General features: G+C 42.6%; 15 protein-coding genes. 9 read left to right on the forward strand and 6 right to left on the reverse strand.

The window, feature by feature from the left end:
* Window positions 1-68: 68 nt before the first annotated feature.
* Window positions 69-1802, forward strand: a complete 1734-nt coding sequence (gene ade, locus WA325_RS19990; RefSeq protein WP_336184113.1) for an adenine deaminase — start codon at window positions 69-71, stop codon at window positions 1800-1802.
* Window positions 1803-1835: 33 nt separating this feature from the next.
* On the opposite strand, the gene rnjA is transcribed toward ade, so the two are convergent.
* Window positions 1836-3503 (reverse strand): ribonuclease J1, encoded by a 1668-nt coding sequence (rnjA, locus tag WA325_RS19995; protein ID WP_010334096.1) that lies wholly within the window; start codon window positions 3501-3503, stop codon window positions 1836-1838.
* A 5-nt stretch (window positions 3504-3508) separates the two neighbouring features.
* Window positions 3509-3718 (reverse strand): RNA polymerase subunit omega 1, encoded by a 210-nt coding sequence (gene rnpZA / locus WA325_RS20000; protein WP_010334097.1) that lies wholly within the window; start codon window positions 3716-3718, stop codon window positions 3509-3511.
* Between the two features lie 381 nt (window positions 3719-4099).
* Here rnpZA and WA325_RS20005 point away from each other — a divergent pair, with 381 nt between their 5' ends.
* Window positions 4100-4873, forward strand: a complete 774-nt coding sequence (locus tag WA325_RS20005; protein WP_099042909.1) for a Cof-type HAD-IIB family hydrolase — start codon at window positions 4100-4102, stop codon at window positions 4871-4873.
* Window positions 4874-4914: 41 nt separating this feature from the next.
* Here the strand turns inward: WA325_RS20005 and def are convergent, their stop codons facing one another.
* Complete coding sequence (gene def / locus WA325_RS20010; protein WP_044156028.1) at window positions 4915-5469, reverse strand: peptide deformylase; 555 nt, start codon at window positions 5467-5469, stop codon at window positions 4915-4917.
* A gap of 108 nt (window positions 5470-5577) precedes the next feature.
* Window positions 5578-5733 carry a YjcZ family sporulation protein gene (locus WA325_RS20015; protein WP_024121259.1) on the reverse strand — a complete coding sequence of 52 codons (156 nt, stop codon included), beginning with the start codon at window positions 5731-5733 and terminating at the stop codon, window positions 5578-5580.
* Between the two features lie 217 nt (window positions 5734-5950).
* On the opposite strand from WA325_RS20015, the gene WA325_RS20020 reads away from it, so the two are divergent.
* From WA325_RS20020 to lpdA, 5 genes are all read left to right on the forward strand, one after another.
* Window positions 5951-6622: a YkyA family protein gene (locus tag WA325_RS20020; protein WP_202852487.1), complete on the forward strand. Its 672-nt coding sequence runs from the start codon at window positions 5951-5953 to the stop codon at window positions 6620-6622.
* 408 nt (window positions 6623-7030) lie between these two features.
* Window positions 7031-8146: a pyruvate dehydrogenase (acetyl-transferring) E1 component subunit alpha gene (gene pdhA / locus WA325_RS20025; RefSeq protein WP_024121261.1), complete on the forward strand. Its 1116-nt coding sequence runs from the start codon at window positions 7031-7033 to the stop codon at window positions 8144-8146.
* 3 nt (window positions 8147-8149) lie between these two features.
* Window positions 8150-9127 (forward strand): pyruvate dehydrogenase complex E1 component subunit beta, encoded by a 978-nt coding sequence (gene pdhB, locus WA325_RS20030; RefSeq protein WP_014113660.1) that lies wholly within the window; start codon window positions 8150-8152, stop codon window positions 9125-9127.
* Window positions 9128-9241: 114 nt separating this feature from the next.
* The gene (gene pdhC / locus WA325_RS20035; protein ID WP_024121262.1) at window positions 9242-10570 is read left to right on the forward strand and encodes a pyruvate dehydrogenase complex dihydrolipoyllysine-residue acetyltransferase; all 1329 of its coding nucleotides are present in this window, start codon (window positions 9242-9244) and stop codon (window positions 10568-10570) included.
* 4 nt (window positions 10571-10574) lie between these two features.
* Window positions 10575-11987: a dihydrolipoyl dehydrogenase gene (lpdA, locus tag WA325_RS20040; protein ID WP_105954163.1), complete on the forward strand. Its 1413-nt coding sequence runs from the start codon at window positions 10575-10577 to the stop codon at window positions 11985-11987.
* Window positions 11988-12031: 44 nt separating this feature from the next.
* Here lpdA and slp read toward each other — a convergent pair whose 3' ends face one another.
* Window positions 12032-12406, reverse strand: coding sequence for a peptidoglycan-associated lipoprotein Slp (gene slp, locus WA325_RS20045; protein WP_024121264.1), 375 nt, complete (start codon window positions 12404-12406; stop codon window positions 12032-12034).
* 432 nt (window positions 12407-12838) lie between these two features.
* Between slp and WA325_RS20050 the strand changes: the two genes are divergently transcribed.
* A complete protein-coding gene (locus WA325_RS20050) occupies window positions 12839-12958 on the forward strand; it encodes a GapA-binding peptide SR1P (protein ID WP_010334106.1) in 120 nt (39 codons plus the stop codon).
* 36 nt (window positions 12959-12994) lie between these two features.
* Here the strand turns inward: WA325_RS20050 and speA are convergent, their stop codons facing one another.
* On the reverse strand, window positions 12995-14467 hold the full coding sequence (speA, locus tag WA325_RS20055) for an arginine decarboxylase (protein ID WP_202852489.1): 1473 nt from the start codon (window positions 14465-14467) through the stop codon (window positions 12995-12997).
* A gap of 185 nt (window positions 14468-14652) precedes the next feature.
* On the opposite strand from speA, the gene WA325_RS20060 reads away from it, so the two are divergent.
* Complete coding sequence (locus WA325_RS20060) at window positions 14653-14919, forward strand: UPF0223 family protein (RefSeq protein WP_024121266.1); 267 nt, start codon at window positions 14653-14655, stop codon at window positions 14917-14919.
* Window positions 14920-15067: the final 148 nt, after the last annotated feature.

Genomic DNA, 15067 nt, shown 5'->3' on the forward strand with positions numbered 1-15067 from the left:
TTATTGACTACGGATAAGCGTTCCGATAGCATATTGTACCATATAAATAAAAAAGAGGAGGGGGCCATTTGAATAAAGAAGCGCTGGTCAAAAGGCTGAATGCTTCAGCCCGCAGACAAAAAGCTGACATCGTCATTAAGAACGGGAAAATCATGGACGTATATAATCATGAGTGGATTTATGAAGATATTGCGATAACAGACGGAGTTATTGTAGGCCTCGGCCAGTATGAAGGTGAAGAAACCATTGATGCAGAGGGGCAAGTCATTGTGCCGGGATTTATTGATGGTCATGTACATATTGAGTCATCAATGGTGACACCGATCGAGTTTGCAAAAGCCATATTGCCGAATGGCGTGACGACCATCATTACCGATCCGCATGAAATAGCGAACGTATCCGGTCAGGAAGGGATCAAATTTATGATTGAACAGGCTCGCCAAACACCGCTGAATATCCATTTTATGCTTCCCTCCAGTGTGCCTGCCGCCAGCTTTGAGCGATCCGGTGCGGTACTTCGGGCGGCCGATTTGAAGCCATTTTACGAAGAGAAAGAGGTATTGGGTCTGGCTGAAGTGATGGATTATGTATCGGTTGAGCAGGGTGAAGCAGACATGGTTAATAAGCTGTTTGATGCCCGGAGCGCGGGGAAACGGATTGACGGACATTTAGCAGGCTTGTCAACTGATCTCATCAATATTTACAGAACCGCTTTTGTCTTGACCGATCATGAGGTAACGACGAAGGAAGAAGCGCTGGATCGTATCAGAAGAGGAATGTACGTCATGATGCGAGAAGGGTCAGTCGCCAAAAATACAATGAAAGTGCTGCCGGCTGTTAATGAAAAGAATGCGCGCCGTTTCTTTTTCTGTACTGATGATAAACACGTAGATGATTTATTGTCAGAGGGAAGTGTGAATCATCAGGTGAAAATGGCTATTCAAGCAGGTCTTGATCCGTTTTTGGCATACCAATTGGGAAGCCTGAATGCAGCGGAATGCTACGGACTAGATACAAAGGGAGCGATTGCTCCGGGATTTGACGCCGATTTGCTCTTTATTTCAGATGTGGAAAATGTCACTGTCACAAAGACGTTGGTAAAAGGACAAACTGTTGCTGAAGATAATAAAGCAGTCTGTCAGGCGCAAGCTCATACGCTAACACCAGACCCGGCGCTGCTTCATTCCGTTAACCTTGCTGCTCCTCTTTCCGAACAGGATTTTCATATGCCAATTGATCCCCAGCAGCAGATGAATGTCATTCAAATCATACCAAATCAGCTTGAAACACGCCTGATGAGTGTTCCGGCTCCGGAAGCACCCATTTTTCAGCCTGATATCGATCTTGACTTGTTAAAGATTGCAGTCGTGGAACGGCATAAGGGATTAAAAGAAACGGGACTTGGTATTGTGAAAGGATTTGGTTTGAAAAGCGGGGCGATTGCCACAACGATTTCACATGATTCGCATAATATCATTGCCGTGGGGACAAATGACACCGATATCGCAGCCGCAGTTAATAAGCTGCAGGAAATTGGCGGCGGATTAACAGTTATAAAAGATGGGGAAGAACTTCACTCGGTTCCTCTGCCGATTGCGGGGTTATTATCCGACCAATCTGCAGAATTAGTGAATCAAAGCTTAATGACGCTTCATGAAAAGCTCTCATTCATCGGTTTCAAAGACCGGTTTAACCCATTTTTGACGCTTTCATTTTTGGCTTTGCCTGTCATTCCTGACATCAAAATGACGACAACAGGGTTGTTTGATGTAAAGTCATTTCAGCATATAGCACTGCAATAAAAAAGATGCACTCCTAAGTGAGTGCATCTTTTTTTAAACCTCCATAATGATCGGAAGGATCATTGGGCGGCGTTTCGTTTTTTCATATAAGAACGGAGCAAGCGTGTCCGTGATCTCATTTTTGATTTCTGACCATTGAGTGGTTTTTCGTTCCATGACTTTTTGCAAGTGGTTTGAAATGAGCTCCTGGGCGTCATTGATCAAATCACCTGATTCTCTCATGTAAACAAACCCTCTGGAAATCAAGTCAGGGCCCGCTGAAATCTTAAAGTCATCCATATCTATGCTGACAACGACGATCACAAGACCTTCTTCAGAAAGAATTCTGCGGTCGCGAAGCACGATATTTCCAATATCACCGATACCGCTACCGTCGATGTATACTGAACCGGATGGGATTTTACCGGCAACTGAAGCTTCATCGCCTTTAAGCGCCAATACTTCACCGTTATCCATGATAAAGCAGTTTTCTTCAGGGATGCCGCAATCTGTCGCAAGCTTGACATGCATCTTTTGCATTCTGTACTCACCGTGAATCGGCATGAAGAATTTAGGCTTGATTAAACGAAGCATCAGCTTTTGTTCTTCCTGTCCGCCGTGACCGGATGTATGGATATCATTAAGAGGTCCGTGAATAACTTCGGCCCCCGCGCGATACAGCTGGTTAATTGTGCGGCTCACGCTGATTGTGTTGCCCGGGATAGGGGATGAAGAAAATACGACTGTATCTCCAGGATTGATTGAAATCTGCCGGTGTGTGCCGTTTGCAATTCTGGATAAAGCTGCCATTGGTTCCCCTTGGCTTCCTGTACACAGGATTGTTACTTTATTGGCAGGAATGCGATTGATTTCGTTATGTTCAATAAACGTATTTTTAGGACAGTTAATATAGCCGAGAGTTTGTCCGATTTCGATAGCCGATTCCATACTGCGTCCAAATACGGCAACTTTTCTTCCATTTAATACAGCAGCCTCAATTACCTGCTGCAAGCGGTGAATATTCGACGCAAATGTAGCGAAGATAACTCGGCCGTCCACCTTGCGGAAAATGTCATGAATGCTTTCTCCGACACGGCGTTCAGACATAGTGAACTCCGGGTTTTCACTGTTTGTGCTGTCTGAAAGGAGGCACAGAACGCCTTCTTTGCCGATTTCGGCCATTTTCGTTAAGTTTGCCGGCTCGCCGACTGGAGTAAAGTCGAATTTGAAATCTCCAGTATGTACGATGTTTCCGGGCGGCGTTTTTACAACAATACCGTAGGAATCCGGAATACTGTGTGTTGTTCTAAAGAATGACACAGCCGTTTTGCGAAATTTTACGATATCATCCTCACCGATGATGTTAAGCTTAGTCTGTCTTAATAATCCGTGCTCTTCAAGTTTATTCCGAAGTAAGCCGATCGCGAGTTTACCGCCGTAAACGGGAATATTGACTTGTCTAAGCAGGTACGGGATGCCGCCGATATGGTCTTCGTGCCCGTGAGTGATAAAAAGCCCTTTAATTTTATCTTCGTTTTTAACTAAATACGTGTAATCGGGAATGACGTAATCAATACCGAGCAGTTCGTCCTCGGGAAACTTGATCCCCGCATCAATCAGCACAATTTCATCCTGAAACTGCACCGCATACGTATTTTTACCGATTTCACCCAGTCCTCCGAGGGCGAAAACAGCAGTCTGATCGTTTTTTACAAATTTCATACCGCTCATAACTCCAATACTTTAAAATTTTCACTCTGTTGCTCATATTCTAAAAAAGCACCGTCAACAGGTGTGATAAATTCAATATTAAATTTCTTGTCTTTCAGTTTCGTTCTGACGTCACGCTCTGATACGCCTTCAATATAAAGTGAATCTGTTTTTTCCCGAACAGGTACTTCCTCAGCTTTTTTTTGATAAAATACCTTATAAATCATCCAAATCTCTCCTTAAATGCCGTATGTTAGACTCGCTTATTCTATTATATTCGAAAACGGAATATAAGGAAAGTCTTGAGCAAAATAAGGACCTTTCAAAAAGTGACAGATTCCTTATCAGGCAATGGCTCTCCTGCGGAGCATTCCGTTCCATTGTCTTCTGAGTTTCTTTTTTAATTTCCGAAGCATAATGCGGTCCCTCCTTCGATTGATACTTGTCCAAGGCTGTTTTATACAAATAGTATGCGGAGTTTAGCACGGACTTTTCGTGGATATTAATGGAATTTTATTTTGTTTTTGAGGGAAATAGTTTGCTGAACCGAAATCTTTTTGTATGATGAGTGTGGGAATTGCAGATTTAGACGATAAAGGGGAATAACGATGGACTCAAAATTAATTTTTTTCGATATTGACGGCACGATATATGATCACGACAAAAAGATACCGGAAAGCACAAGAAAAACGGTAGCGGAGCTTCAGAGGCAGGGACACCATGTGTTTATCGCAAGCGGGCGGTCCCCGTTTCTTGTGAAGCCGATTTTAGAGGAGTTAGGCATTCACTCATTTATTTCATACAACGGTCAGTATGTCGTCTTTGAAAATGAAGTGATTTATAAGAATCCGCTGCCTGAAGAGGCAATCAGAAGATTGTTAAAACAGGCGGGAGAAGGGAGCCACCCGGTTGTGTTTATGGCTGAAGATACAATGAAAGCGACTGTTGCTGACCATCCTCATGTCTTAGAGGGAATCGGAAGCCTGAAAACCGACTATCCTGAAACCGATGACCTCTTCTATGAAGGAAAAGAAATTTTTCAGCTTCTGTTGTTTTGCCAGGATGAAGAAGAAAAAGTTTATGGGGCTTTTCCAGAATTCGATCTTGTGCGCTGGCATGAGCTTTCGACTGATGTTCTGCCGCGCGGCGGATCGAAGGCGGAAGGGATTAAAAAAGTAATCGAGCGCCTTCCGTTTGATATCAGCGATACATATGCCTTCGGTGACGGATTAAATGATCTGCAAATGATTCAGTTTGTCGGAACAGGCGTTGCCATGGGGAATGCCGTTACTGAATTAAAAGAAGTTGCGGATTTTGTAACAAAGCCTGTAGACGAGGATGGAATTGCTTATGCTGTCAAAGAATTAGGCCTGCTAAAATAAAAAAGCGGCTGGCACTTATAGTGTCAGCCGCATATTTTCTTTTAGCGGTCAATCGCCATCGCGTTTTCAGGTTCTTTAAATGGATTTTCTTTATCGATATGATCATAAAACATAACGCCATTTAAATGGTCGATTTCATGCTGAAATACAATCGCCGGAAATCCTTTTAAACGAATGTCTATTTGTTCTCCCTCCAGTGTTGTTCCTTTCACTCTGATACGAGCGTAGCGCGGAACATAGCCGGGAATTGCCTCATCAACTGACAGGCAGCCTTCACCGCTTGTTAAATAGCTTCGTTCAACGGAATGGCTGACGATCTTCGGGTTAAACAATGCATAGCTGTATAACTTCCCGGAAGCATCTTCTGCATGGACTGCAATCATCCGTTTATTAATATTAATTTGAGGTGCCGCAAGTCCTACGCCGGGGCGCAGATTGTATTTTTCAGCTAATTCCGGATTTTGGCTGTTTTTTACGAATTCAATCATATCTGCCAGCTGCTGTTTTTCTTCTTCTGTGGCAGGCAGCCCGACAGGCTCTGCTGTCTCTCTTAAGGCAGGGTGGCCGTCGCGCACGATGTTTTCCATAGTAATCAAGAAACTTCACTCCTAAAGCTTAATATGTAAATTATATCGGATTTCTTCGTAAAGGTGCAACGAAACGAATGACCAGCCGTAAAGGCTGGTCAGTGTTTTACTGTGTAATTAGCAACAGCCTCCGCCTAAATAAGCAGCTCCAACAATGATTAACAGAATGAATAAAACAACGATTAACGCAAATGTGCGGCCATATCCTGCTCCGCCATATCCGTAACCATAACTGCAGCAGCCTCCGCCGTAACCATATCCATAACCGTACATGAACATAACCTCCTCTTTTAATTACGCCAGAGCCTTGTAGTAGGCATAGCGTCTACAATAACCTATGTAAAAACAAAAAAGTTGTATGGTCATCTGTCCTGATTTTTCACGATTAGATCTTATTTTTTACTCAGAAAGCCATGCGATAACCATCTGGCTATTGTCAAATATCTCTATGGATTCTATAGTAGAAATTGTCAAGATTGGGGGATTTAACGTGAAAGACGGAATAAAACGGCGCCACGGTGTGAAAATCGGAGCCTTTTGCGCTGTGACTTTACTATTAACAGGGTGCGTGGGACAGGATCCGCTGGATTCACTTCATGACTCATTAGAAAAAGTCGCTGATCTAGAAAAACCGTTTCAAGAAGAACAGAAAACGCTCGAGGAATTAGAGAAAAAAGAACATGCTCTCTACAATGATGTCATCAAGCTCAATATGGATGATTATAAAAAAATCGTTTCATTATCAGAGGAAGCGCTAGAGAATGTAAATAAACGCGAAGAACATCTGAAGCTTGAAAATGAGAGCATCGAAAAATCCGAATCAGAATTTGAGGAAGCCAAAAAATCCGCAGAAAATATTAAGGATAAACACATCAAGGCAAAGGCCGAGACTGCGGCAGATCATATGAAAAAAAGATATGCTGCATACAGCTCTATGTCTGAAGAATATGAAAAAGCCATTAAACTTGATCAAAAACTGTATAAGCTGCTGAAAGACAAAGACTTGACGCTGGATAAGCTTGATCAGCAGATTGAAAAAGCGAATGCATCTTATAAAAAAATCCTTAAGCAAAGCGGCGAATTTGATGTGCAAACGGAGAAATATAATAAAGCCCGCGAAGATTTATATGACGCCGCAGGCTATCATATAAAAAAGAGCTGACTATGATCAGCTCTTTTTTAAAATTCTATTCAAAATTTAAATTTCTATTGTAGTACAGTGTGATAGGTTATACTAGTACAGTTTGAGGTGCAGGCTGCATCTGTTTTTTTATAGAAAATGTAAAGCGAATACATTTATTGAAAATCAGCGATGAAAACGATTGACGGTTCTTCTTTATATGGTGTAAACTAATCCATGTTAAGCGGTGTTGTATTAGTTTTTTACAACTTCGAAATAATACAGTTCAAAGCAGAGTGTAACTATCCTACATAAATGGTTTCGGCAAACTGGGGATCGGCTAAAATATATACGACTTACTGCTGATACTTTAGGGTACCCTAAGTTTGTATGTATAAAAGGAATGCACGTCTAATGACTGTTTAAAAGAAAGGAAGAGGTGACTTTAGTATGGCTGCAAAAACGAAAAAAGTAATCGTTGATAGTAAGAAGCAATTTGATGCCATTAAAAAGCAGTTCGAAACGTTCCAAATTTTAAATGAAAAGGGAGAAGTCGTGAATGAAGCGGCGATGCCTGATTTAACTGATGATCAATTGAAAGAGCTTATGCGCCGCATGGTATTTACGCGTGTGCTTGATCAGCGCTCTATCTCATTAAACCGTCAAGGACGTCTCGGATTCTACGCTCCTACTGCGGGCCAAGAAGCTTCTCAGATTGCTACACATTTCGCGCTTGAAAAAGAAGACTTCGTTCTTCCCGGATACCGTGATGTGCCTCAGTTAATCTGGCACGGCCTTCCATTATATCAAGCGTTCCTGTTCTCTCGCGGACATTTCCGAGGAAACCAAATGCCTGATGATGTGAATGCCCTTTCTCCACAAATCATTATCGGTGCTCAATACATTCAAACGGCCGGTGTTGCGCTAGGTCTTAAAAAACGCGGTAAGAAAGCTGTCGCAATCACTTATACTGGTGACGGCGGAGCTTCACAAGGGGACTTCTACGAAGGAATTAACTTTGCCGGCGCTTATAAAGCACCTGCGATCTTCGTTGTACAAAATAACCGTTACGCGATTTCAACTCCAGTTGAAAAACAATCTGCAGCAGGCACAATTGCACAAAAAGCAGTAGCTGCCGGTATTGTGGGTGTGCAAGTAGACGGAATGGATCCGCTTGCTGTATACGCTGCAACTGCTGAAGCACGCGAACGGGCGATTAACGGTGAAGGCCCGACACTGATTGAAACACTGACATTCCGTTATGGCCCGCACACAATGGCTGGTGACGATCCGACTAAATATCGCACAAAAGAAATCGAAAACGAGTGGGAGCAAAAAGATCCGCTTGTACGCTTCCGTGCGTTCCTTGAAAACAAAGGCCTATGGTCTGAAGAAGAAGAAACAAAAGTAATCGAGGATGCAAAAGAAGAAATTAAGCAGGCGATCAAAAAAGCGGATGCTGAGCCTAAGCAAAAAGTAACTGATTTAATGAAAATCATGTTCGAAAAAATGCCTCATAACCTTGAGGAGCAATTTGAAATTTATACACAGAAGGAGTCGAAGTAAGCCATGGCGCAAATGACAATGATTCAAGCAATCACGGATGCGTTACGCACAGAACTGAAAAATGACGAAAATGTCTTAGTTTTCGGAGAAGACGTTGGTGTTAACGGCGGCGTATTCCGTGCGACAGAAGGATTGCAAAAAGAATTCGGTGAAGACCGTGTGTTTGACACGCCACTTGCTGAATCTGGTATCGGCGGTCTTGCCCTTGGTTTAGGCTTAAACGGCTTCCGTCCGGTAATGGAAATCCAATTCTTTGGATTTGTTTACGAAGTAATGGATTCAGTTTCTGGCCAAATGGCTCGTATGCGTTACCGTTCTGGCGGACGCTGGACTTCACCTGTAACCATTCGTTCTCCGTTCGGCGGCGGTGTTCATACTCCTGAGCTTCACGCTGACAGCTTAGAAGGTCTTGTTGCACAACAGCCTGGTATCAAAGTTGTTATTCCATCAACTCCTTACGATGCCAAAGGACTTTTGATTTCTGCGATCAGAGACAACGATCCTGTTGTTTTCTTAGAGCACATGAAGCTTTACCGTTCTTTCCGTCAGGAAGTTCCTGAAGAAGAATACACAATTGAGCTTGGCAAAGCTGACGTAAAACGTGAAGGTACTGACCTTTCAATCATCACTTACGGCGCAATGGTTCATGAATCATTAAAAGCTGCCGAGGAGCTTGAAAAAGACGGCATTTCTGCTGAAGTTGTCGACCTTCGCACTGTAAGCCCGCTTGACATTGATACAATCATCGCATCTGTAGAAAAAACAGGACGCGCGATTGTTGTTCAAGAGGCACAAAAACAAGCCGGTATTGCTGCAAACGTAGTAGCAGAAATTAATGACCGTGCGATCTTGAGCTTGGAAGCACCTGTACTTCGCGTGGCTGCGCCTGATACAGTATTTCCTTTCTCTCAAGCGGAGAGTGTATGGCTTCCAAACCATAAAGATGTTCTTGAAACAGCAAGAAAAGTACTTGAATTTTAATCAAACTGCATAATCGAGAGGGAAGATGAACGTTTTCCCTCTATTATATATCTGTTTTCAATGCTTACGATGTAAACTTTAAAATTGCTTAATCAAACTAGGAGGTCGAGAACTGTGGCATTTGAATTTAAACTTCCAGATATCGGGGAAGGTATCCACGAAGGCGAAATCGTAAAATGGTTTGTCAAGCCTAACGATGAGGTTGACGAAGATGATGTACTGGCGGAAGTCCAAAATGATAAAGCAGTAGTAGAAATTCCTTCACCTGTTAAAGGAAAAGTATTAGAATTAAAAGTTGAAGAGGGAACGGTTGCAACTGTTGGACAAACGATCATTACGTTTGATGCACCTGGTTACGAAGACCTTCAATTTAAAGGCAGCGATGAGTCTGGCGACGCAAAAACTGAAGCACAAGTTCAGTCTACTGGTGAAGCTGGACAAGATGTTGCGAAAGAAGAGCGTGCTGAAGAGCCTGCTAAAGAAACTGGCGCAGGACAGCAGGATCAAGCTGAAGTTGACCCGAACAAACGCGTGATCGCTATGCCTTCTGTACGTAAATACGCTCGTGAAAAAGGCGTAGATATCCGTAAAGTAACAGGTTCAGGCAACAACGGACGTGTTGTGAAAGAAGATATCGACAGCTTTGTAAACGGAGGAGCGCAAGAAGCTGCGCCGCAAGAAACGGCTGCACCTCAAGAAACAGCTGCTAAACCGGCTGCTGCACCGGCTCCAGAGGGTGAATTCCCAGAAACTCGCGAAAAAATGAGCGGTATCCGTAAAGCAATTGCAAAAGCGATGGTTAACTCTAAACATACTGCTCCTCACGTAACACTAATGGACGAAGTGGACGTAACAAACCTTGTTGCACATCGTAAACAGTTCAAACAGGTTGCTGCTGATCAAGGCATCAAGCTGACATACTTGCCTTACGTTGTAAAAGCTCTTACATCTGCACTGAAAAAATTCCCTGTTTTAAACACGTCAATTGACGATAAAACAGATGAAGTAATCCAAAAACATTACTTCAACATCGGTATTGCTGCTGACACTGAAAAAGGCTTGCTTGTGCCAGTTGTAAAAAATGCAGACCGTAAAGCGATCTTTGAAATTTCTGATGAGATCAACAGCCTTGCAACAAAAGCTCGTGAAGGCAAGCTTGCTCCGGCTGAAATGAAAGGCGCATCTTGCACAATTACAAACATCGGTTCAGCCGGCGGACAATGGTTCACTCCGGTTATCAACCATCCAGAAGTTGCGATTCTTGGTATCGGACGCATTGCAGAAAAAGCGATTGTTCGTGATGGCGAAATCGTAGCAGCTCCAGTCTTAGCTCTTTCTCTCAGCTTTGACCACCGTATGATCGACGGAGCGACTGCGCAAAATGCACTAAATCACATCAAGCGTTTACTGAACGATCCACAATTAATTTTAATGGAGGCGTAATGTTATGGTAGTAGGAGATTTCCCTATTGAAACAGATACTCTTGTAATTGGTGCGGGACCTGGCGGCTATGTAGCTGCCATCCGCGCTGCACAGCTTGGACAAAAAGTAACAGTCGTTGAAAAAGCAACTCTTGGAGGCGTTTGTCTAAACGTTGGATGTATCCCTTCAAAAGCGCTGATCAATGCTGGCCACCGTTATGAGAATGCTAAGCATTCTGATGACATGGGAATCACTGCTGAGAACGTAACAGTTGATTTCACAAAAGTTCAAGAGTGGAAAACTTCTGTTGTTAACAAGCTTACTGGCGGTGTAGCAGGTCTTCTTAAAGGCAACAAAGTAGATGTAGTAAAAGGCGAAGCTTACTTTGTAGACAGCAATTCAGTTCGTGTAATGGATGAGAATTCTGCTCAAACATACACGTTCAAAAACGCAATCATTGCGACTGGTTCTCGTCCTATCGAATTGCCAAACTTCAAATATACTGAGCGTGTCCTAAATTCAACAGGTGCTTTGGCTCTTAAAGAAATTCCTAAAAAGCTTGTTGTTATCGGCGGCGGATACATCGGAACTGAGCTTGGAACTGCGTATGCAAACTTCGGCACTGAGCTTGTTATTCTTGAAGGCGGAGATGAAATTCTTCCAGGCTTCGAAAAACAAATGAGTTCCCTTGTAACTCGCAGACTGAAGAAAAAAGGCAACGTTGAAATCCATACAAACGCGATGGCTAAAGGCGTTGAAGAAAAAGCTGACGGCGTAACAGTCACTTTCGAAGTAAAAGGTGAAGAAAAAACCGTTGATGCTGATTACGTACTGATTACTGTCGGACGCCGTCCAAATACTGATGAACTTGGTCTTGAGCAAGTCGGTATTGAAATGACTGACCGCGGTGTTATCAAAACTGACAAACAGTGCCGCACGAACGTATCTAACATCTATGCAATCGGTGATATCATTGAAGGACCGCCGCTTGCTCACAAAGCATCTTACGAAGGTAAGATTGCTGCAGAAGCGATCGCTGGAGAGCCTGCAGAAATCGATTACCTTGGTATTCCTGCGGTTGTCTTCTCTGAGCCTGAGCTTGCATCAGTCGGTTACACTGAAGCACAAGCGAAAGAAGAAGGCCTTGACATTGTTGCTGCTAAATTCCCATTTGCAGCAAACGGCCGCGCGCTTTCACTTAACGAAACAGACGGCTTCATGAAGCTGATCACTCGTAAAGAGGACGGCCTTGTAATCGGTGCGCAAATCGCCGGCGCAAGCGCTTCTGACATGATTTCTGAATTAAGTTTAGCTATCGAAGGCGGAATGACTGCTGAAGATATCGCTATGACAATTCATGCGCATCCAACATTGGGTGAAATCACAATGGAAGCTGCTGAAGTGGCAATCGGAAGCCCGATTCACATCGTAAAATAATAGAGATGACATAAAAAACAGCCCCGCTGTAAGCGAGGGCTGTTTTATTTAGACAGTACATGCTGTAATGGTTTAATGATGTCTTCTTTCTTTTTCACACATCCCTCTATTTTCACAACGACATGCCGCTGATCAACTACCATGAGAGTAGGGACGGTTTCGATTTCATCTTCCCAGCCTTTTCTGTTATCGTATACCTTCATTTTATCTATTTGATCAGGATAATCCTTTTCTAAATCAAGCAGAGCATCATAATATGACGCCTCTTGATCAATTTGATTTTCATCAGAAAAAAATAGGATTTGAGTATGATGAATGCTGTCAATTCGGCTTTTTTTTATTGGATTGATTGTGGAAAGGGTGCAGCCCGATAAAGCAAATACTATCATCAGTATGGGAAATACCGCGCGATATCGCATCTATCTTCTCCTCTGTATAAACCATAGTAAACTAGTTTTAGTTTATCACGAGTAACCGCGTCATCTGCTTCTTGTTACCTAATTGTTATATAATTGAAACCGTTTTTAAAGAGAGATAACATCTCTTTAAAACCCAATACTTTGAACGCACACATTATTCATCGCGAATCATTTGCAATTTCGTTACACTATTCAAAAAAAGTTCGCGAAAACATGAAATCACAATGTCTTTTCAGCATAAGTATCGAATGAAAGCGTTTGTTAAGAAGATGATAATTCATGTAACCGAAAACAAAAAACATGTTACATTAAAAGTTTTTGAAATAAATGTGTTATACAGTTTGTTGTTGACATTTTAAATGTGACATATTAATATAATACCAACAAAAGAAATTAAGCGTTTTCAAAATTAAAAGAAATGGGGAATGAGAGATGGGTACGATTGTTTGCCAAGATTGTAACGAAGCCATTCATTACTTCGAGGATGAGAAGGTTACAACGTTATACGGAACATGCTGCGGACAATGTCAGTGTCCTCTTGATGAAGAGTAAGAAAAAGCATGCGGCTTAGCCGCATGCTTTTTGTATTTATTGAATAGCTTTTTGCTCTTTTATGACTCGAATCATGCTCAAAGTAGAATCCTCCGGTCCTTGAACTGGAAGTCCGGCATCAATGTTTTTGAAGATGTAGCTGATGTTTTCTTCTGTAATAATCTCGCCCGGGATAAAGATAGGAATTCCAGGAGGATACACCATCACAAATTCAGCGATAATCCGTCCTGCTGCTTCTTTTAATGGAACAATTTCTGTATTTGCATAGAATGCGTCACGCGGCGTCATCGCCAGTAACGGGATTTCTGGAAGCAGTACCTTTGTCTGTTTATGCGTAACATCATTTGCTGACATTTGACGCGCTATCTCTTGTAGAGCTTCCACAAGGCGATCTGCATCGTTCTGGCTGTCACCAGGTGTGAAGATACACAAAATGTTGTACAGATCTGAAAGCTCTACTTCGATATTAAAGGATTCCCGCAGCCACTTCTCGACATCATGTCCTGTGAGCCCGAGGTTTTTAACTGAAATAATTAATTTTGTCGGATCATAATTGTAAGCCGCTTTAGAACCGAGAATTTCAGAACCGACACAGTAAATGCCGTCAATTTGGTTCAGACGTTCTCTCGTCTGATTAGCAAGCTTCAACGTTTCTTCAGCAAGCTGATAGCCTTCTGTCGCAAGCCGTTTTCTGGCGACGTCCAAAGAGGCTAGAAGCAAATAAGAAGTAGACGTGGTTGTCAGCATGCTGAGTATCGATTGCACTCTGTCTTTAGAAACAAGGCCTTCTTTCATGTTTAGAATAGAGCTTTGTGTCAGTGATCCGCCTAGCTTATGCACACTTGTCGCAGCCATGTCTGCACCTGCCTGCATCGCTGAAAGCGGAAATTGGTCGTGAAAATGAATATGAACGCCGTGTGCTTCATCGACCAGAACCGGCACATCAAAGGAGTGGGCTAGTTCTACTATGCTTTTTAAATCAGCAGCTACTCCGAAATATGTCGGGTTGATCACAAGAAGCCCTTTGGCATCAGGATGTTCATGCAGCGCCCGTTTAGCGGATTCAAGTGTAATGCCGTGAGAGATGCCTAGTTCATTGTCAATTTCAGGATGAATAAAGATTGGGACAGCTCCGGAAAATACAATAGCTGACATAATGGATTTGTGCACATTTCTTGGAATGATGATTTTATCTCCAGGTCCGCAGACAGCCATCACCATTGTCATGATTGCGCCGCTTGTTCCCTGAACAGAAAAAAAGGTATGATCCGCGCCGAAAGCTTCGGCCGCCAAATCCTGCGCTTCTTTAATAATGCCTTTAGGCGCATGCAGGTCATCTAATGGTTCAATATTAATCAAATCTATACTTAACGCGTTTTCACCGATAAATTGTCTGAACTCTGGATCCATTCCTGCCCCTTTTTTATGGCCGGGAATGTGGAATTGAACAGGCTGTCTGCTTGCGTGCTTTTTCAGGCCTGTGTATAAGGGTGTTTCATGTTGCGACAATTGTTTTCCCACCTTTGTAGTAATACCTATGCATATTAGTGTGTATTAAAATCAGTTTCTCAACCGTTTTTTAGACGTAAAACAAATGAATTATATTATGAACTTGAAAGAATGTAAAGAACAATTTATGATCAAATGAAGATGCTTTTTGTAAAAGGAAAGCGAATCTATAAGGAGTGAAGAAAATGGAATACCAATATCCGATGAATGAAGATTGGACAACCGAAGAAGCAGTGGATGTGATTGCATTTTTCCAGCAGGTTGAGCTGGCTTATGAAAAGGGAGCCGACCGTGAAGAGCTGCTAAAGACGTATCGGCGATTCAAAGAAATTGTGCCGGGAAAAGCTGAAGAAAAAAAGCTGTGCGGCGAGTTTGAGGAACAAAGTACATACTCTCCTTATCGTACGGTCAAGCAGGCGAAGGAATCTGACCAGGCAAAGATTAAGATGTAAAAGGAAAAGAGCCGGATGAAAGGGGACTGACCCCATAAGATGAGACAAATAAAAAACACCTTCAAGTTTGAAAACGGATGATTGTTAGCCGAAATTAGACTTGGAGGTGTTTTTTCTATGGGGACAAGAGTGAGTTATCCGGTTGAAG

It is taken from the genome of Bacillus sp. 205(2023), assembly GCF_037027485.1.
In the GTDB taxonomy this organism is placed as follows: domain Bacteria; phylum Bacillota; class Bacilli; order Bacillales; family Bacillaceae; genus Bacillus; species Bacillus halotolerans.

Excerpts from the sequence above, each read along its gene's own strand:
- rnjA (WP_010334096.1), bottom strand. The coding sequence starts at position 3,503 with ATGAAATTTGTAAAAAACGATCAGACTGCTGTTTTCGCCCTCGGAGGA.
- slp (WP_024121264.1), bottom strand. The coding sequence starts at position 12,406 with ATGCGATATCGCGCGGTATTTCCCATACTGATGATAGTATTTGCTTTA.
- WA325_RS20060 (WP_024121266.1), top strand. The coding sequence starts at position 14,653 with ATGGAATACCAATATCCGATGAATGAAGATTGGACAACCGAAGAAGCA.
- WA325_RS20015 (WP_024121259.1), bottom strand. The coding sequence starts at position 5,733 with ATGTACGGTTATGGATATGGTTACGGCGGAGGCTGCTGCAGTTATGGT.
- pdhA (WP_024121261.1), top strand. The coding sequence starts at position 7,031 with ATGGCTGCAAAAACGAAAAAAGTAATCGTTGATAGTAAGAAGCAATTT.
- WA325_RS20050 (WP_010334106.1), top strand. The coding sequence starts at position 12,839 with ATGGGTACGATTGTTTGCCAAGATTGTAACGAAGCCATTCATTACTTC.
- lpdA (WP_105954163.1), top strand. The coding sequence starts at position 10,575 with ATGGTAGTAGGAGATTTCCCTATTGAAACAGATACTCTTGTAATTGGT.
- pdhB (WP_014113660.1), top strand. The coding sequence starts at position 8,150 with ATGGCGCAAATGACAATGATTCAAGCAATCACGGATGCGTTACGCACA.
- WA325_RS20005 (WP_099042909.1), top strand. The coding sequence starts at position 4,100 with ATGGACTCAAAATTAATTTTTTTCGATATTGACGGCACGATATATGAT.
- rnpZA (WP_010334097.1), bottom strand. The coding sequence starts at position 3,718 with ATGATTTATAAGGTATTTTATCAAAAAAAAGCTGAGGAAGTACCTGTT.